This window comes from Rhizobium sullae (assembly GCF_025200715.1).
Taxonomy (GTDB): Bacteria; Pseudomonadota; Alphaproteobacteria; order Rhizobiales; family Rhizobiaceae; genus Rhizobium; species Rhizobium sullae.
This window is the reverse complement of sequence record NZ_CP104143.1, coordinates 4,121,661-4,138,475: the sequence shown is the minus strand read 5'-3', so window position 1 is coordinate 4,138,475 and position 16,815 is coordinate 4,121,661. Positions and strand designations below refer to the sequence as shown.

Annotated in this window: 16 protein-coding genes and 1 pseudogene; 9 read left to right on the top strand and 8 right to left on the bottom strand. The window is 60.8% G+C overall.

Annotated features, from left to right (window positions below; all coding sequences use genetic code 11):
• Window positions 1-866 precede the first annotated feature (866 nt).
• From rpsT to mutM, 3 genes are all read right to left on the bottom strand, one after another.
• A complete protein-coding gene (rpsT, locus tag N2599_RS20550; protein WP_027510846.1) occupies window positions 867-1,145 on the bottom strand; it encodes a 30S ribosomal protein S20 in 279 nt (92 codons plus the stop codon).
• A 193-nt stretch (window positions 1,146-1,338) separates the two neighbouring features.
• Complete coding sequence (locus tag N2599_RS20545; protein WP_027510847.1) at window positions 1,339-2,112, bottom strand: enoyl-CoA hydratase; 774 nt, start codon at window positions 2,110-2,112, stop codon at window positions 1,339-1,341.
• A gap of 11 nt (window positions 2,113-2,123) precedes the next feature.
• Entirely contained in the window at window positions 2,124-3,014 is an 891-nt protein-coding gene (gene mutM / locus N2599_RS20540; protein ID WP_027510848.1) for a bifunctional DNA-formamidopyrimidine glycosylase/DNA-(apurinic or apyrimidinic site) lyase, read from the bottom strand.
• Between the two features lie 150 nt (window positions 3,015-3,164).
• Here mutM and ubiE point away from each other — a divergent pair, with 150 nt between their 5' ends.
• The 8 genes from ubiE (at window position 3,165) to ertB (ending at window position 12,983) form a co-directional block, all read left to right on the top strand.
• Window positions 3,165-3,941: a bifunctional demethylmenaquinone methyltransferase/2-methoxy-6-polyprenyl-1,4-benzoquinol methylase UbiE gene (gene ubiE, locus N2599_RS20535; RefSeq protein WP_027510849.1), complete on the top strand. Its 777-nt coding sequence runs from the start codon at window positions 3,165-3,167 to the stop codon at window positions 3,939-3,941.
• Window positions 3,942-3,946: 5 nt separating this feature from the next.
• Window positions 3,947-5,521, top strand: a complete 1,575-nt coding sequence (gene ubiB, locus N2599_RS20530) for a 2-polyprenylphenol 6-hydroxylase (RefSeq protein ID WP_027510850.1) — start codon at window positions 3,947-3,949, stop codon at window positions 5,519-5,521.
• 95 nt (window positions 5,522-5,616) lie between these two features.
• Complete coding sequence (locus N2599_RS20525) at window positions 5,617-7,176, top strand: aromatic amino acid lyase (RefSeq protein ID WP_027510851.1); 1,560 nt, start codon at window positions 5,617-5,619, stop codon at window positions 7,174-7,176.
• 46 nt (window positions 7,177-7,222) lie between these two features.
• Complete coding sequence (gene ertD / locus N2599_RS20520) at window positions 7,223-8,605, top strand: hydantoin-5-propionate amidohydrolase (RefSeq protein ID WP_027510852.1); 1,383 nt, start codon at window positions 7,223-7,225, stop codon at window positions 8,603-8,605.
• Complete coding sequence (locus N2599_RS20515) at window positions 8,602-9,882, top strand: Zn-dependent hydrolase (protein WP_027510853.1); 1,281 nt, start codon at window positions 8,602-8,604, stop codon at window positions 9,880-9,882. The genes ertD and N2599_RS20515 overlap by 4 nt, the downstream gene beginning before the upstream one ends.
• Window positions 9,863-10,960 (top strand): thiohydantoin desulfurase, encoded by a 1,098-nt coding sequence (gene ertC / locus N2599_RS20510; protein WP_027510854.1) that lies wholly within the window; start codon window positions 9,863-9,865, stop codon window positions 10,958-10,960. Before N2599_RS20515 ends, ertC begins: the two co-directional genes overlap by 20 nt.
• A gap of 3 nt (window positions 10,961-10,963) precedes the next feature.
• Window positions 10,964-11,293 (top strand): TfoX/Sxy family protein, encoded by a 330-nt coding sequence (locus N2599_RS20505; protein WP_027510855.1) that lies wholly within the window; start codon window positions 10,964-10,966, stop codon window positions 11,291-11,293.
• Between the two features lie 28 nt (window positions 11,294-11,321).
• Window positions 11,322-12,983 carry a thiourocanate hydratase gene (ertB, locus tag N2599_RS20500; RefSeq protein ID WP_027510856.1) on the top strand — a complete coding sequence of 554 codons (1,662 nt, stop codon included), beginning with the start codon at window positions 11,322-11,324 and terminating at the stop codon, window positions 12,981-12,983.
• Between the two features lie 15 nt (window positions 12,984-12,998).
• On the opposite strand, the gene N2599_RS20495 is transcribed toward ertB, so the two are convergent.
• The 5 genes and pseudogenes from N2599_RS20495 to N2599_RS20480 form a co-directional block, all read right to left on the bottom strand.
• A complete protein-coding gene (locus N2599_RS20495; protein ID WP_027510857.1) occupies window positions 12,999-13,400 on the bottom strand; it encodes a GFA family protein in 402 nt (133 codons plus the stop codon).
• Window positions 13,400-13,888: an SRPBCC family protein gene (locus tag N2599_RS20490; RefSeq protein ID WP_037142269.1), complete on the bottom strand. Its 489-nt coding sequence runs from the start codon at window positions 13,886-13,888 to the stop codon at window positions 13,400-13,402. The genes N2599_RS20495 and N2599_RS20490 overlap by 1 nt, the downstream gene beginning before the upstream one ends.
• The gene (locus N2599_RS20485) at window positions 13,872-14,201 is read right to left on the bottom strand and encodes an ArsR/SmtB family transcription factor (RefSeq protein ID WP_037142272.1); all 330 of its coding nucleotides are present in this window, start codon (window positions 14,199-14,201) and stop codon (window positions 13,872-13,874) included. The genes N2599_RS20490 and N2599_RS20485 overlap by 17 nt, the downstream gene beginning before the upstream one ends.
• 100 nt (window positions 14,202-14,301) lie before the next feature.
• Window positions 14,302-14,571: pseudogene (locus tag N2599_RS37625) on the bottom strand (VOC family protein); the annotation flags it as partial.
• A 19-nt stretch (window positions 14,572-14,590) separates the two neighbouring features.
• The gene (locus N2599_RS20480; RefSeq protein ID WP_051336607.1) at window positions 14,591-15,829 is read right to left on the bottom strand and encodes an MFS transporter; all 1,239 of its coding nucleotides are present in this window, start codon (window positions 15,827-15,829) and stop codon (window positions 14,591-14,593) included.
• Between the two features lie 112 nt (window positions 15,830-15,941).
• Here N2599_RS20480 and N2599_RS20475 point away from each other — a divergent pair, with 112 nt between their 5' ends.
• Window positions 15,942-16,814: a LysR family transcriptional regulator gene (locus tag N2599_RS20475; RefSeq protein ID WP_027510861.1), complete on the top strand. Its 873-nt coding sequence runs from the start codon at window positions 15,942-15,944 to the stop codon at window positions 16,812-16,814.
• Window position 16,815: the final 1 nt, after the last annotated feature.

Sequence of the window (16,815 nt, the reverse complement as noted above, 5' to 3'; positions counted from 1 at the left end):
CATGCCGCCTTCCAAATTGATTTCATCGGGCGGATATCAGCCAGCCGCCCGATCAATTTTCCCCGTTCTGGCACGCCGGCAGCCCGTTCATGGGCCATCATGCATGCCGGTTCACACAAACACCGTCCCGCCCAGCGAGACCGACGCAGAGGACCGTGGCAGACACCGCGTTCATGCGGTCCCTGTCATGTTCACTACGCCAAGGTGGCTGCCAGGCCTCGTTTCCCGGCCAACCGCCCAAACGCAAATATACTATCCCCATCCCCTTCGGCTCACCTTAGGCGTGCAGCCGCTGAGCGCACAAAGCATCCTCGTTCCGCGACCAGCCACGGTCCCGGCGCAAATTGCTCAAGTGCTTGAAAAAACGGAGAGATAAACTGCTCCGTAGCAAATGGCACAAACCCATCGGCCTGCCGGTGTGGCAGTTTAGACTAAGCCTTTGCAGGTGATGTCCGCGCCCTTTGCTGGACGCCATTTAGGCAGGATCAGTTGCGGAGATCAATGATGAATTTTACGCAAAATTAAGAAGCGGCCATTGACTCCGGGGCCCGCTTTTGGGCGTCACGCCAATGTCAAAAAAGAATCGCAGGAGAATCAAGGAGATTCCCTAAGTGGGTATTTTGGACACGCATTGAAAGAAAAAAAATAAAAATCCGCTTGACTCACAACTAAGCCCGCCGGAAGGCAGGAGAGTCGCCCAAGCTGGAAACATCCTTGCGCAACTATTTGATTTTAAACATTTTTTCATGTCACCTCAGTGACACGAAACAGTCGCTAAATTAACCAATCCGGCGGAGATCGTTAGAATCGAAAAAGCCCGGCTTGATTACCGGGCTAATCATAACGATCAATTTGTTAACGAAAGATTATGCGGCCGAAGCTGCCGACAGCGCCTTCACGCGAGCAGCGAGGCGCGAAACCTTGCGGGATGCCGTGTTGGCGTGAAGCACGCCCTTGCTTGCAGCGCGCGCCAGTTCCGGCTGAGCTGCGAGGAAGGCTTCCTTTGCCTTTGCAGCATCACCTGCCGCGAGTGCCTCTTCGACTTGGCGAACGAAAGTGCGAACGCGCGAGCGACGAGCCTTGTTGACGTCGGTACGGCGGGCGATCTTGCGGGTCGCTTTTTTCGCCGAAGTTGTATTGGCCATGGATGCCTCTCTCAAGAATTCGAACAAACTCCGTCATTACCGCGGGCCTTGCGGCCACAATATCCAGCAATGCGGGAGCATAAACGGAAAACCTGATCGGCTTCCCGAACCGTGGGCGGGCATATAGCTCTAAAGCCGACCCGCGTCAACGCGCATTTTCAAGGAAACGCCGCCTTTCTCCGTGGAATGAAGATCAGCGGTGTTTAAAGGCCGGTTTGCGCTTCTCGATGAAGGCAGCCATGCCCTCCTTCTGATCTTCCGTTGCAAAAAGGCTGTGGAATAGACGGCGCTCGAAACGCAGGCCCTCCTCCAGCGTGGTTTCCAGCGCGCGATTGACCGCCTCTTTGGCCATCAGCACCGAGGGCTGCGACAGCGACGCGATCTTGGCCGCTGCCTCCAGCGCTTCGTCGAGAAGCCGTTCCGGTGCGACCACACGAGAAACAAGCCCTGCACGTTCCGCTTCCGCCGCGTCCATCATCCGGCCGGTCAGCACCATATCCATCGCCTTCGACTTGCCGACCATACGCGTCAAGCGCTGCGAGCCGCCCATGCCGGGGATGACGCCGAGCGTGATTTCAGGCTGACCGAATTTCGCGGTCTCCGATGCGATAATAAAGTCGCACATCATCGCCAGCTCGCAGCCGCCACCGAGCGCGAAGCCGCTGACGGCAGCGATGACCGGCTTGCGGGCCTTGGCAATCTCATCCCAACCGCTGATGTATTCGGCCTTATAGATATCTGCAAACTGCAGCGGCTGCATTTCCTTGATATCGGCGCCGGCTGCGAAAGCACGTTCCGAGCCCGTCAGAACGATTGCGCCGATCGCCTCGTCTGCGTGGAAGTCCGCATAGGCGTGCTTCAATTCCTTGAGTACCGTGGAGTTCAGCGCGTTCAGCGCCTGCGGCCGGTTCAGCGTAATCAGACCGACATTGCCGCGGGTTTCGACGATCAGCGTTTCATAGGCCATGTTTCTCTCCCCTATTTCTGGCAGTCCGGGCAATAGAAGGTGGAACGCCCTGCCTGCACGATGCGCGAGACCGTACCGCCGCAGCCGGGTGTGCGGCAAGGCAGACCTTCGCGGTCATAGACCGAGAAGGAATGCTGGAAATAGCCGAGCGAGCCGTCGGTCTGGATATGGTCGCGAAGTGACGAGCCGCCGGCCTTGATCGCATCGGCGACGACATCGCGGACCGATGCGACGAGAAGGTTTAGCTGCTCCTTCGGCTTTCCGGTTTTGCTGACCAGCGTTCCAGCAGCACGTGTCGGCATCAAATGCGCGCGCCAAAGCGCTTCGCAGACATATATATTGCCAAGCCCGGCGATGTTTCTCTGGTCGAGAAGCGCACCCTTCAGCGGTTGTGCCTTTCCGGCAAACCGCTCCGCAAGATAAGTGGCGCTCAGCTCGTTGCCGGTTGGCTCCGGCCCGAGGCCGAAGAGGAAAGGACTGTTCTGAAGCTCAGACCGATCGGCGATATCCATGAAGCCGAAGCGGCGCGGGTCATTATAGATGACGCGGCGCTCACCACCCTTGCCTTCCAGATGGAAGATCGCATGGTCATGCTTCTCGTCCTTCGACCGCTCGTGGCGAAAATCGCCGGGCGTTTCGCTGACTGGCCCCTGCTCGATGCGGAAGGAGCCGGACATACCGAGATGGGAGATGATGGTCTTGCCGCTGTCGAGATCGATCAGCAGATACTTGGCGCGGCGGCCAAGTCCGATAATGGTGCGGCCTGAAACCTGGTCTTCGAAATTTTCCGGAAAAGGAAAGCGCAGATCGCCGCGGCGAAGCTCCAGCCTCTCGATGCGTGCACCCTCCATGGCGGGTGAAAGACCGCGCTTCACCGTTTCGACTTCTGGCAATTCCGGCATCTTAACCCATCTGTATTTAAACGTGTTTCAACTGCGGACGATGTGGGTTATAGCGCCAGTAAGCCGCGGGTATTACCCGCCCCCACAGATAGCGTCTTAAGCGACGTTTCGCTATGGTCGCGTACCGATTTCGAGTAACGGAGTAGTCCGATGCCAGAAAGCCGCACTTCCGCCGATGGCGGCATGGAAACGTCCTACGGCTTCCGCGAGGTGCCGAGCGGCGAGAAGCAGGGTCTCGTCAACGACGTCTTCCACAAGGTCGCCAGACGCTACGATATCATGAACGATGTGATGTCGATGGGTATGCACCGCGCCTGGAAGGATGCGATGGTTGCGGCGCTCAATCCGCGCAAGGAACCGGGCTACAAGGTGCTGGATGTAGCGGGCGGCACAGGCGACATCGCCTTCCGTATCGTCGAGGCGTCGAACCGCATGGCACACGCGACCGTGCTCGACATCAACGGCTCCATGCTGGGCGTCGGCTCAGAGCGGGCAGAGAAGAAGAAACTCTCCGACAATCTTACCTTCATTGAGGCCAATGCCGAGGACCTGCCCTTCGAGGCCGGCAGCTTCGATGCCTACACGATCGCCTTCGGCATCCGCAACGTGCCGCGCATAGACGTCGCGCTCGCGGAAGCCTTTCGCGTGCTGAAGCGCGGCGGCCGGCTGCTCGTGCTGGAATTTTCGGAAGTGGACATGCCTCTTCTGGACAAGGTCTACGAGGCCTGGTCTTTCAACGCCATTCCGAGGTTCGGCAAGGCGATTACCGGCGACGCCGAGCCCTATCAGTATCTCGTCGAATCCATCCGCAAGTTCCCGAACCAGGAAAACTTCGCGGAAATGATCCGAAAGGCCGGCTTTTCGCGCGTGACCTACACCAGCTATACCGGCGGGATCGCGGCCTTGCACTCGGGCTGGAAACTTTGATCTAAATGAGTGCTTTCGGAGCATATTTCCGGCTCGTGCGGGTCGGCTGGGTTCTAGTGCGCGAGGGCGTTGTTTCGGCCTTGCCCTCCGAGGAATTGCCGCCGTCTGTCAGCCTTGCGAAATCGTTTGTCGGCCTGTTTGCGCGCAGCCAGGCGAAAGCCAAGAAACGCAGCGATCGGCTGGCCCAGGCAGTCGAGCGGCTCGGACCTTCCTATGTGAAGATTGGGCAGTTCCTGGCGACCAGACCGGATGTCGTAGGCGTGGAGTTCGCTGACGACCTTTCGCAACTTCAGGACCGGATGGCCTTCTTCCCGATTGCGGCGGCAAAGGCGAGTATCGAAGGTTCGCTCGGCCGCCCGATCGAAGAGCTTTATGCGAGTTTCGACGATCCGATTGCCGCAGCCTCTATTGCGCAGGTGCATCCTGCAGAGGTAAATACCCCCAATGGCCGCAGGAAGGTCGCGGTCAAGGTCGTGCGTCCCGGTGTGCGGCAGCGCTTCGCCCATGACATCGAGGCGATGTATCTCGTCGCCGGTATGCAGGAACGCTTCATGCCTTCGAGCCGGCGGCTGAGGCCGGTCGAAGTGACGAAGACGCTCGAGCAGTCGACCAAAGTCGAGATGGATCTCCGGCTTGAAGCGGCGGCCCTTTCCGAGATTGCCGAAAACACGGGGCAGGATCCGGGCTTCCGCGTTCCGAAGGTGGATTGGGAGCGCACCGGCCGCGACGTCATCACCATGGAGTGGATCGACGGCGTGAAGATGTCCGATGTCGAGGGGCTCCGCAGCGCCGGGCACGATCTTAACACGCTTGCCGATAGGCTGATCCAATCGTTCCTGCGCCACACGCTGCGCGATGGCTTCTTCCATGCCGACATGCATCCCGGCAATCTCTTCGTCGATTCGGGCGGCATGATCGTCGCCGTCGACATGGGGATTGTCGGTCGGCTTGGAAAGAAGGAACGGCGCTTCCTCGCCGAAATTCTCTATGGCTTCATTACGCGTGACTATGTGCGTGTTGCGGAGGTCCATTTCGAGGCGGGCTATGTGCCAGGCCATCACAATGTCGAAAGCTTCGCGCAAGCAATCCGGGCGATCGGCGAGCCGATCCATGGCCAGCCGGCCGAAACGATCTCGATGGGCAAGCTGTTAACGCTGCTGTTCGAGGTGACGGAACTTTTCGACATGCAGACCCGGCCCGAGCTGGTCATGCTGCAGAAAACCATGGTGGTCGTCGAAGGCGTCTCGCGCATGCTGAACCCGCGTTTCAACATGTGGAAGGCATCGGAGCCAGTCGTCGGAGATTGGATTCGCAATAATCTCGGCCCGAAGCGGATCGTCACCGACCTCAAGGATGGGCTGAAGGCTGCCGTGAAGCTTGCGGAAGCCGTTCCGGAAATCGCCGCGCAGACCGAGAAATTCCATCACCAGTTGCTGCATATGAGCGAGCATGGACTGCGCTTCGATCCGCAGACAGCGGAAGCGATCGGCAAATCCGAGGCACGATACAGCCGATCCGGCCGCCTCGCGCTCTGGATTATCGCGTTGACGCTTCTCTATATTGCCTGGATGTTGAGCTGAGGTTCAGACACAAACAATCACATGCTGTGTTCGGCATTTGGGATATCCCACAATGCGCAGTGCTCGCTTAGTCTCGCATTCAAGGAGACCTGCAGATGAAGCATGAACGCCCTGGCATCGAACTTTCCGGCCAACCATTCGGCTTTGGCGACATGGTGAGGATAGGGTCCGGCAGGGTGGCGCTATCAGCTTCGCCGACGGGCATGGCACGGGTGGAGATCGCGCGTTCCGTCGTCGAAGAAGCGATCCAGGCTGGCATTCCCGTTTACGGTTCCACTACCGGCGTCGGCGCGATGAAGGACGTCGAATGGTCGGCGGAGGAACTCGATACCTTCAACCTCGGCCTCGTGCGCGCCCATCACTTCGGCACCGGCACGCCCTTTTCCAGCGCTGTCGTGCGGAACGCCATGGCGATCCGCGTCAATACCGCGCTGACGGGCCAGGTCGGGTGTACGCCGGAGCTCATAGAAACCTATCTGCGGCTGCTCAGGGCTGACCTCATCCCGCTCGTGCGGCGCACGGGCTCGATCGGTTGTGCCGATATCGGCCTTATGGGACAGATCGGAGCGGTTCTGACCGGCGTCGGCGAAGCCGTCTATCGCGGCAAGCGCATGCAGGCGGCCGACGCCTTCCGGGCGGCGGGGCTCGAACCGGTCACCATGGCGCCGCGCGACAGCCTTGCTTCGCTCAGCATCAACGCGGTGAGTTTTGCATCTGCCGCCGAGGCGACGCGCAATGCGGCGGCTTCGATTCGCGTTCTGCTCGCAACCGGCATGATGGCGGCCGGCGCTCTTGGCGCGTCACGCGACCCCTGGCGGGCAGTACGCCATGTCGGCACCCCGCGGGAAGCGCTGATCGGCTCGTGGCTGTGCAATGCGTCAGAGGCTTGGGAATGGCCGGTGGCCACCCACGTGCAGGACCCGCTCAGCCTTCGCATGATCGCCCAGGTCTTCGGCGCGGTGATCGAGAACCTACTTTCGACCGGTCACAAGATCCTTGCTGCCACCGGCCGTTCGGACGACAATCCGGTCGTCGTCGAGGGCCGCGTAATGACGTCCGGCGGTTCGCTACCTCTCGATGTAACGATCCTGCTCGAATCGGCAGCACTCTGCATGGCGCATGCGGCACGCAATTCATTCAACCGCTGCGTCCTGCTCGGCAACGGACAGCGGCGCGACCTGCCCGTGAACCTCGTGCCGCCCGGCCGGATTGCGACCGGTTTCGGGCCGATCATCAAGCTCGCCGGCGAGATCTTTTCACGCGTGCTTTCCATGTCCAACCCAGTGTCCGCCCAGTCGCTGGTGGTTGCGGCGGGGCTTGAGGACGAAGCCGCTTTCCTGCCGCTGGTGATCGAGCGCTTCGAGCGGCAGATGCGGGCGCTGAAGCGTCTTGCCGCTCTCGAGGCTCTGCTGGCATCACAGGCGGCCGACATTCTCGGCGACCGGCCCGAGGGCGTTGCGGGCATGATTTACGATGTCGTCCGCAAGCACGCCGATTTCTACACCGTCGATCGCCCCCTTTCGGCGGAGGTCGAAGCGATCGAGGAAGAACTCGGGTCCGATGAGTTCGTCTCGAAGCTGATCGAGCCTGTGCCGATCGCCGCCTTCGACGATTTCTTCGCCCTCGGCTCGGTGGAGTACATCGACGGAGACTGACGCAGGAAGCGGTCGTCATCTAAGCTTTTAACCGGAGGAAAACAGCGTGGCTGATTTCGATCTCGTTTTGCAAGGTACCGTCGTGCTGCCGGAGCGCATCCTCGATGAGGGTTATGTTGCAGTCCGCAACGGCAAGATCGCCGAGGTCGGCGTCGGCGTGCCGCCCGCGGCCAAGGAGCGGCACTTGCTCGGCAAGGCGCTGATCCTGCCCGGTGCGATCGATGCGCAAGTGCATTCGTTGAGCCAGATGGATCAGGAGGACTTCATCTGGTCGACGCGTTCGGCGGCTGCTGGCGGCGTCACGACGATCGTCGACATGCCTTATGACGAAGCCAATCTCGTCTGCTCGGCGGAAGCGGTAAAGAAAAAGACCAACCATGCGAGCCCGCAGACGCGTGTCGATTTCGCTCTCTATGGCACGGTCAGACCTGAAGAAGGTGCGGCCCGAATACGCGAAATGGTGGATGCCGGGGTCGCCGCCTTCAAATTCTCGACTTTCGGGACCGATGCGAAGCGTTTCCCGCGCATTCCCCCTGCCCTCCTTGCCGAATGCTTTGCCGCAATCGCCCCGACCGGGCTGACGGCCGGTGTTCACAATGAAGACGATGAAGCCGTTCGAACTTACATGGAGAAGGTCAAGGCAAGCGGCGTGACCGACTGGCGTGCCCACGGTCTTTCACGCCCGCCGATGACCGAACTTCTCGCCATGCACACGATCTTCGAGACTGGCGCTCATACCGGCTGCCCGGCGCATGTCGTGCATTGTTCGCTCGGTCGCGGCTACGATATTGCCCGTGCCTATCGCCGCGGCGGCTTCGAGGCGACGGTCGAATGCTGCATTCATTACCTGACGCTTGACGAGGAAAACGACGTGAGGCGCCTCGGCGGCAAAGCCAAGATCAATCCGCCGATCCGGCCGCGCGCCGAGGTGGAAACGTTGTGGCGCAAGATAGCGGAAGGCAATGTCTGGCTGGTGTCGACCGACCATGTGAGCTGGTCAGAAAACCGCAAGACCAATCCGGACATGTTGGCGAATGCCTCGGGCGTGCCGGGGCTCGAGGTCATGGTGCCGCTTTTCGTCAAGGGAGCGTTGGAGCGGGGCATTCCACTCACATGGGCCGCGAAGCTGATGGCCGAAAATCCGGCGAAGCATTTCCGCCTCGACCACATCAAGGGCGCACTGACGCCCGGCAAGGACGCCGACATCGTCGTGCTGGAGCCGCGAGAGAGTGTCTACGACGCTGCCGTGAGCGGTAACAATGTCGTCGGCTGGAGCCCTTATAATGGTATCCGTTTGCCATGGACAATTTCGGCGGCATATCTGCGCGGCAGCCAGATAGCCGATGGCGCGAACGTGCTTGCAGAGCCCGGCACGGGACAATTCGTCCGTCCGCTGCCGCGCCAGATCATTTCCGGAGAAGCCGCATGAGCCGCAACCTGCCCGTCAACGCCGATCGCATCGCCGAGGATATCGACGCACTTGCAAAGATCACCGAGCCCGATCATCCATGGACACGCCGGGCCTTCTCGCCGCTGTTTCTCGATGGCCGCGCCTATATCGAAGCGCGCATGAAGGCGGCCGGGCTGGAGACACGGATCGATGCGGCCGGCAATCTGATCGGACGCCGGGTGGGGACGAAACCGGGTCTTGGCACGATCATGGTCGGTTCGCATTCCGATACTGTACCAGATGGCGGGCGCTTTGATGGCATTGCGGGCGTGATCTCGGCGTTGGAAGTCGCCCGGGCGCTGAACGATCGGGGAATCGTGCTAGAGCACGATCTGGAGGTCGTCGACTTCCTCGCGGAAGAAGTCAGCATCTTTGGCGTTTCGTGCGTCGGCAGCCGCGGCATGACCGGGCAGCTTCCGGAGGCATGGCTTTCGCGCACTAGCGGCGACCGCGACCTGGCTGAGGGGATTGCGCAAGTCGGCGGCCGTCCAAGCGTGCTGCTGCAGCAGAACCGGCCCGATATTGCCGGCTTCCTCGAACTGCATATCGAACAGGGGCCTGTGCTCGAGGACGAGAAGAAAGACGTCGGCATCGTGACGGCGATCGCTGGCATCACCCGGATTGAAATTACAGTCGAAGGCCGAGCGGACCATGCGGGTACGACGCCGATGGATGGCCGCGCGGATGCGCTGGTCGCCGCCTCGCGACTGGTGCTCGATATCCGCAACGCGGCAGGCGAGCGGGCGAAGACGCCGGGCCATTTCGCCGCGACCGTCGGCGAATTCCGGATAGAGCCGAATGCGGCCAATGTCGTGCCTTCCAAAGTCGTGCTGCTGATCGACGGGCGCGCGGAAATCCGCAGCGACATGGAAGCCTTCTGCGAATGGCTGGATGCGCATGTCGTCAAGCTTGCGATCACCCACGGTGTGACGATCGAACCACCGAAACGCGTTTCAGACAACCATCCGACACCTGCAGATGCCAGCTTGCTGCAGACGCTGGAGCGCGCCTGCAACGCAGTCGGCGCCAAACACCGGCGCATGGCATCCGGCGCAGGGCACGACACCGCCTGGATCGCTAAGGTGGCACCCGCGGCAATGATCTTCGTGCCTTGTAAAGAGGGCCGCAGCCACTCGGCCGACGAATGGGCGGAAAATGACGACATCGCGCTTGGCGCGGCGGTGCTTTTTGAAGCGGTGCGGGAGATGGACAAGGCGCTGAGCAAGGAGAAGGCTGATGGGACGCATACTCGTTGAAAAGGACGTCGAGGCGGCAGTCAAGGGTGGCTCCGTCTATGCAGCAGGCGGCGGCGGCTGGGCCGATCACGGCCGTATGCTCGGTTATGCCGCGGTCAGCATCGGCAAGCCGGAACTCGTTTCCATCGATGAACTTAGAGACGACGACTGGATCGCGACGGCAGCGGCGATCGGCGCGCCAGCCTCCACGACGCCTTGGGAAATGCAGGGCATCGATTACGTGAAAGCCGTCCAGCTTCTTCAGGACGAACTCGGCGAAAAGCTCTCCGGGCTCATCATCGGGCAGAACGGCAAATCCTCGACGCTGAACGGCTGGCTGCCCTCGGCCATTCTCGGCACGAAGGTTGTCGATGCGGTTGGCGATATCCGGGCGCATCCGACCGGCGACATGGGCTCGATCGGCATGGCGGGTTCGCCGGAGCAGATGATCCAGACGGCCGTTGGCGGAAACCGCGCGGAGAACCGCTACATCGAGCTTGTGGTGAAGGGTGCGACCGCGAAGATCTCTCCGATCCTGCGAGCCGCCGCTGACCAATCGGGCGGCTTCATCGCCAGCTGCCGCAATCCGCTGCAGGCATCCTATGTGCGCACGCATGCGGCACTCGGCGGCATCTCTATGGCGCTTGCGCTCGGCGAAGCGATCATTGCGGCGGAGAAGAATGGCGGATCGGCCGTCATCGATGCGATTTGCAAAACAACCGGCGGCAGCATCCTCGCTGAAGGCATCATTACGATGAAGGATGTCGTCTACACCAAAGAAGCCTTCGACATCGGCACGATCGTCGTCGGCTCCGGCGCCGAAGCCGTGACGGTGCATGTGATGAACGAATACATGGCCATCGACGATGCCGATGGTAAGCGCGTGGCGACGTTTCCCTCGGTCATCACGACGCTTTCGCCGGAAGGTGAGCCGCTCAGCGTCGGCCAGCTCAAGGGCGGCATGCAGGTTTTCATCCTGCATGTACCCATGGATATCATTCCACTTTCTGCAAGCGTCCTCGACCCAACCGTCTACCCGCCCGTGGAAGAAGTGATGGGTATTGAGATTGGGCGCTATGCCTTGGCGGCAAAGGCGTGACTTATGGCGCGGGATGCCGGTCTTGAGGAACTGATGAGAGAAGAGCTCAGCGGCCATCCGGGTCTCAGCGAAAAGGCCATGTTCGGCGGCTGGGGCTTTCTGTTGAACGGCAACCTTCTCTGTGGTGCGCGAGAGGATGGCATGCTGGTTCGGCTCGGCAAAGGCAATGACGGCTGGGCACTGGCTCTACCGGGAGCGGTGCAGATGCTGTCGGGCGGGCGCTTGATGCAAGGCTGGGTGCGCGTCAATGCCGATGTGTATGGCGAGGATGCACTGCGAAAGCGTCTGCTTGATGCGGCACTCGCCTATGTGGAGATGCTGCCGGGGAAATAACAAGACAGGACTTGAGGAAGGACATTCCATGCCGAAGCCTAATCCACGTCATCCAAAATTTCCGATTCCCGGCGGGCTGGAACTGCGGGCCAAGGGTTGGCGGCAGGAAGCGTTGCTGCGTCTCCTCGAAAACGTGCTTGCCGTCGGCGAGGACCCGGACAATCTCGTCGTCTATGCGGCACTTGGCAAGGCCGCGCGCAACTGGGCGGCGCATAAGGGCATCGTCAAGGCGCTGACGGAGATGGAGGAGGATCAGACCCTGCTGATCCAGTCCGGCAAGCCGATCGGCCTCGTGAAAACCCATGCCAAGGCACCGCTCGTCATCATGGCGAACTGCAATATCGTCGGCCAATGGGCGAAGGTCGAAGTGTTTTACGAACTGCAGCGCAAGGGATTGATCTGCTGGGGTGGGCTGACGGCGGGCGCCTGGCAATATATCGGCAGCCAGGGTGTTATCCAGGGCACCTACGAAATCTTCATGCGTATCGCCGAGCGACGCTTCGGCGGCGATCTCTCCGGCCGCTTCGTGCTCACCGCCGGCCTTGGCGGTATGGGCGGGGCTCAACCGCTCGCCGGCCGCATGGCAGGGGCCGCGATCCTGTGCGTCGATATCGATCCCGAGCGGGCGAAGAAGCGCCAGCAGATCGGTTACCTGCAGGAGATCACACCTGATCTCGATACCGCACTGCAGATGATCGATACGGCCGTGAAGGAAAAGCGCGCGCTATCCGTCGGCCTCGTCGGCAATGCGGCCGAGATCTACCCGGAGATCGCCCGGCGCGGCATCGTGCCGGATATCGTGACGGACCAGACCTCGGCGCATGATCTCGTCTATGGCTACGTGCCGAAGGGCATGAGCCTTGCCCAGGTCAAGGAACTTCGCGATGACGGCCAGGGCCAGTTAATGGCCGCAAGCCGCGCCTCGATCGTTCAGCATGTAACGGCGATGCTGGAGTTCCAGAAGAAAGGTTCCGAAGTCTTCGACAACGGCAACTTGATCCGCACACAGGCGAAGGAAGGCGGCGTTGCCAACGCCTTCGACATTCCGATCTTCACCGAAGCCTATCTGCGGCCGCTGTTTGCCCGGGCGATTGGCCCATTCCGTTGGATGGCGCTTTCCGGCGAAGAAAGCGACATCGCCCGGATCGACGATCTGCTGCTCGAAATGTTCCCGGACAACAAGATTATCACCAACTGGATCCGGCTTGCCCGCGAGCATGTGCCCTTCGAGGGCCTGCCGGCGCGGATCGCCTGGCTCGGCCACGGCGAGCGCACCGCGCTTGCCCGCCGCGTCAACGAATTGGTCGCCAGTGGAGATCTGAAAGGCCCTGTCGCCTTCTCGCGCGATCATCTTGATGCCGGCGCTATGGCGCATCCGAACATCATGACCGAGCGCATGAAGGACGGCTCCGACGCGATCGCCGACTGGCCGCTGCTCGATGCCATGATGCTCTGCTCCTCGATGGCCGACCTCGTCGTCGTCCATTCCGGCGGCGGCGGCTATGCCGGCTACATGACCAGTTGCGGCGTGACTGTCGTCGCCGACGGCACGGCGGCTGCCGACGAACGCCTCGACCATGCGCTCACCAATGATACGGCGCTCGGCGTCATGCGCTATGCAGACGCCGGATACGATGAAGCGCTGGACGAAGTGCAAAAGAAGGATGTGTCGTATATCCAGCTTGATTGAAATATCGGCGCTCCATCAAAGATGCCGCGTCTCCTCCGGGGGACCGTCATAGCGGTCGCGCAGGCCGTCGACGAAGGCAATGGGTGCGGCGATGAGCTCTTCAGCAGTCGCATCGTCCAGACAACTTACGGTGATCGCGTAGAAGGTGCCGAGATGTTCGTTTTCGCCCCAACTGTAGGAGCTGATGCCGCAATCCTTGCAGAACAGATGATGCAGTTTGCGGGAGGCAAACTGATATTCTCCGAGCTTTTCTTCCCCTGATAGAAGGCGAAAATCCTCCGGCTGGGCCACCGCCAGCCAGTTGCGCTTCTTCATGCAGATCGAGCAATTGCAGCGGAACGTGCCGGCCGACAGATCGAGCCTGGTTTCGTAGCGGATTGCGCCGCAATGGCAGCTGCCGTGATAGGTCTTCTTCATTACTTTCTCCTTTTGACTGCGGCTTCCGCGTAGGCAGCGGCCTTATCGAGCGCCTCGCGCCAACCTTCCGACTGTAATTTGAATTCGGTATCGCTCGGCAGCTCGCGCTTACGGAAGGTGAGGCGCGTACCCTCGCCCCGTTCTTCCAACTCGACCGTTACGCACATCTCGTGCTCCGGCTTTCCGGCGTCATTTTCCCAGGCAAAGGTGAAGACGAGGCGTTCCGGCGGACTGATCTCAACGTACCGGCCCCGGCTCCAGTATTCCTTGCCGTCCAGCCCGAGAATGCAATGACGCCAGGCGCCGCCTTCGCGCAGATCGACCGAAACCGAGGACGCCGAGCAATGGTGCGGACCCCACCATTTCATCAGGTGCTCCGGCTCGGTCCACAGGCTGAAGACAAGCTCGCGCGGCGCATCGATCTCGCGGGTGAGCACGATCTCACGGCTGCGACCGCCGGCGACGCGGATTTCATTTCTTGCCTTCATCCTCGTTCTTCCTTGACTTGAGGGTGGCTGCGTAGGCTTCCAATCTATCGAGGCTTTCGCTCCAGAACCGGCGGTAGGTGTCGAGCCAGTCATCAACACCGCGAAGTGGCCCTGCCTCCAGTCTGCAGGGTCGCCACTGTGCTTGCCGTCCTTTTGATACGAGGCCGGCATTTTCCAGCACTTTCAGATGCTTCGATACGGCAACGAGGGACATATCGAATGGTTCGGCGAGTTCGGATACCGAAGCCTCGCCGAGCGCCAGCCGTGCGAGGATCGCGCGGCGGGTTGGATCGGCGAGAGCCGAAAACGTCATGCTTAGTCGATCGGCAGACACAGTAAACTCATCAGTTAATTAACCTATGGATTAAATATAGGGGACGAAGGCGCCTGTCAAGCCTGTGCCTGACAGCGCTTCAAAGGATCGAGTTGGATACTTCGATGAGATTGCCATCCGGATCGAGGAGACCGAGCCGACAGTACCGGTGGCGCCGGCGCGCTCGACCGGCCTACCTCGATTGGAACATCCGCCGCTTCGAGATGGGCGATGACCCTTCAAGCGCTATCTCGGCGATAAAGCAGAGGTCCTCAGAACCCGGCGCCGGATGCCTTGCCTTGGGCACGAACTCGCGTGCTACCTGGTGCAGGTTGATCTTCTGATTGCCGAATTTCAATGCCTCGCTGCCTCGAGGTGGCTGATGCGGATCATAACTTTCTCCTCGAAAAGATGCCTGCGGCGCAGGCCGCCGCAAAGGCGAGGGTCAGCATGCCGAGTGTGAAGGAGACGACAGCCGACCAGCCTTCGATGGCAAAGAACCAGCCGCCTGCCGAGCCCATGACGCTCGAACCGACGTAATAACCAAGCATATAGAGCGATGAGGCATGCCCCTTCGTGCCTCTGGCAAGCTTGCCGACGAGGCCGCTTGCGATCGAATGGCTCATGAAGAAGCCACTGGTGAGCACGATAATGCCGAAAATGATGATCGGAAGGGAGGCGGAAAGCGTCAGGGCGCTGCCGGCGGCGGTAATTGCGATGCCTGTCAGCAGGACAGCGAAGTGGCCGAAGCGATCGCCCAGCATGCCACCGATCGAAGAGGCGCCGATGCCGAAGAGATAGACGGCAAAGATCAGACCGAGTTCGGTCTGCGTCAGATCATAGGGTGCTGCAACAAGCAGGAAGCCGGCATAATTGTAAATTGTGACGAAGGATCCCATCGCGAAGAAGGCAATGGCGAAAATGAACGGCAGCGCCGGATTGCGGACATGCCCGAGCCAGGCCCTTAGGTGGAACTTCGGATCGAATCCAGAGCGGCGGTCGAAATTCCGCGAGGGCGGCAACAGGGCGATGAAGCCAATGGCTGCGGCAAGGCCGATTGCGCCGACTAAAAGGAGCGCCGGCCGCCAGGTCAGATATTCCGCGAAGATGCCGGTCAGCACTCGGCCCGACATGCCGCCGAAGGCGGTGCCGCCGACATAGAGGCCCATCGTAGCGCCTAGGCCGCGCGGATCAATTTCCTCGGCGAGATAGGCCATGGCGACCGCCGGAACGCCACCGAGCACCAGACCCTCCAGCGCGCGAATGACGAGCAGTAGATGCCAACTCGGCGCAAAGGCCGTAGCGATCGTCAGCAATGCGGCCCCGACGAGCGAGATCGACATCAGGCTGCGACGGCCAAGACCTTCGGAGACGGCGGCAGCGCATATAATGGCAACGGCAAGGAAACCCGTCGACAGCGAAAGTGCCAGCGAGCTTTCCGCGGGGCTGACGGAGAATTCATCCGCAAAAATCGGCAGCAGCGGCTGGACGCAATAGAGCAGCGAGAAGGTGGAGAAGCCCGAGAGGAAGAGTGCAAGACTGGCACGGCGATAGGAAGCCGTACCGCGCGTCAGGTATTCTTTCGCCGGTGATTTCGCCGGCATCTCGATTGGGGAAATGTCGCTCATTCTGGCTGCGGTCTTGTGCATGGCTCAAGCCTTTCGCCACTCATCTAGTCAGAAGGGCATAAGTTGTCCAATATATGGCACTGACGTTTGCGATACGTTTTGGAGATACCACATGGAGCTTCGGCATATTCGCTATTTTCTGGCGGTCGCGGAAGAAGGCAATTTTACGCGGGCGGCCGCAAGGATCGGCATCGGCCAGCCACCGCTCAGCCAGCAGATCCGCGATCTCGAAGCCGAGGTCGGTGCGGCCTTGTTTCATCGCGTGCCGCACGGGGCGGAATTGACGGTGGCGGGCGAGGCGTTTCTCGGCGAAGCCAAAGTGTCGCTTGCTTCTGCCGAGAAGGCGAAGCTCGCCGCGCAGCGTGCCAATCGCGGCGAGACGGGCAAGCTGGCGCTCGGCTTTACGGCATCCTCGGCGTTCAATCCGGTGGTCAGCGCGACGATCAGACGGTTTCGTGCGCAGTGGCGGGAAGTACGGCTGTCTCTGACGGAAATGAACACGCTGGCGCTGATGGAGAGGCTCAATCGCGGCGAGTTGGATGCGACCTTCATGCGCCCCAGCCTCGACGATCCGCCGGGCGTGCGCCTGAAGCGTCTTGATGACGAGCCGATGGTGGTCGCCCTGCCTGCAAACCATCCGCTGGCGAAGTACGAGCGTCTGCCTTTGGCGCTGCTGTCGAAAGAGCCGTTCATTCTCTTCCCGCGGCTGGTTGGCCTCAGCCTCTTCGACGATGTCGTGCTCGCCTGCAGGAAAGCGGGTTTCGAACTGACGGTGGCACAGGAGGCGCCACAAATTTCCTCCGTCGTCAATCTGGTTGCGGCAGAACTTGGAGTGTCGATCGTTCCGGCATCGATCGCACAGATCAGGCTCGATGGCGTCGCCTATCGCCCGATCGACGGGCCGCCTGCTGTCGCGCGGCTGGCGCTTGCCGTGCTGAAGACGCAGCGCTCGCCGGTAACGGATAACCTGTTGAGCCTGCTTTGAT

Bases quoted from the DNA above. Each gene is read 5' to 3' on its own strand.
- N2599_RS20495 (WP_027510857.1), bottom strand. From the start codon at position 13,400: ATGAAGAAGACCTATCACGGCAGCTGCCATTGCGGCGCAATCCGCTAC.
- N2599_RS20475 (WP_027510861.1), top strand. From the start codon at position 15,942: ATGGAGCTTCGGCATATTCGCTATTTTCTGGCGGTCGCGGAAGAAGGC.
- N2599_RS20525 (WP_027510851.1), top strand. From the start codon at position 5,617: ATGAAGCATGAACGCCCTGGCATCGAACTTTCCGGCCAACCATTCGGC.
- N2599_RS20490 (WP_037142269.1), bottom strand. From the start codon at position 13,888: ATGAAGGCAAGAAATGAAATCCGCGTCGCCGGCGGTCGCAGCCGTGAG.
- ubiE (WP_027510849.1), top strand. From the start codon at position 3,165: ATGCCAGAAAGCCGCACTTCCGCCGATGGCGGCATGGAAACGTCCTAC.
- N2599_RS20485 (WP_037142272.1), bottom strand. From the start codon at position 14,201: ATGACGTTTTCGGCTCTCGCCGATCCAACCCGCCGCGCGATCCTCGCA.
- N2599_RS20545 (WP_027510847.1), bottom strand. From the start codon at position 2,112: ATGGCCTATGAAACGCTGATCGTCGAAACCCGCGGCAATGTCGGTCTG.
- N2599_RS20480 (WP_051336607.1), bottom strand. From the start codon at position 15,829: ATGAGCGACATTTCCCCAATCGAGATGCCGGCGAAATCACCGGCGAAA.
- ertB (WP_027510856.1), top strand. From the start codon at position 11,322: ATGCCGAAGCCTAATCCACGTCATCCAAAATTTCCGATTCCCGGCGGG.
- mutM (WP_027510848.1), bottom strand. From the start codon at position 3,014: ATGCCGGAATTGCCAGAAGTCGAAACGGTGAAGCGCGGTCTTTCACCC.
- N2599_RS20505 (WP_027510855.1), top strand. From the start codon at position 10,964: ATGGCGCGGGATGCCGGTCTTGAGGAACTGATGAGAGAAGAGCTCAGC.
- rpsT (WP_027510846.1), bottom strand. From the start codon at position 1,145: ATGGCCAATACAACTTCGGCGAAAAAAGCGACCCGCAAGATCGCCCGC.
- ubiB (WP_027510850.1), top strand. From the start codon at position 3,947: ATGAGTGCTTTCGGAGCATATTTCCGGCTCGTGCGGGTCGGCTGGGTT.
- N2599_RS20515 (WP_027510853.1), top strand. From the start codon at position 8,602: ATGAGCCGCAACCTGCCCGTCAACGCCGATCGCATCGCCGAGGATATC.
- ertC (WP_027510854.1), top strand. From the start codon at position 9,863: ATGGGACGCATACTCGTTGAAAAGGACGTCGAGGCGGCAGTCAAGGGT.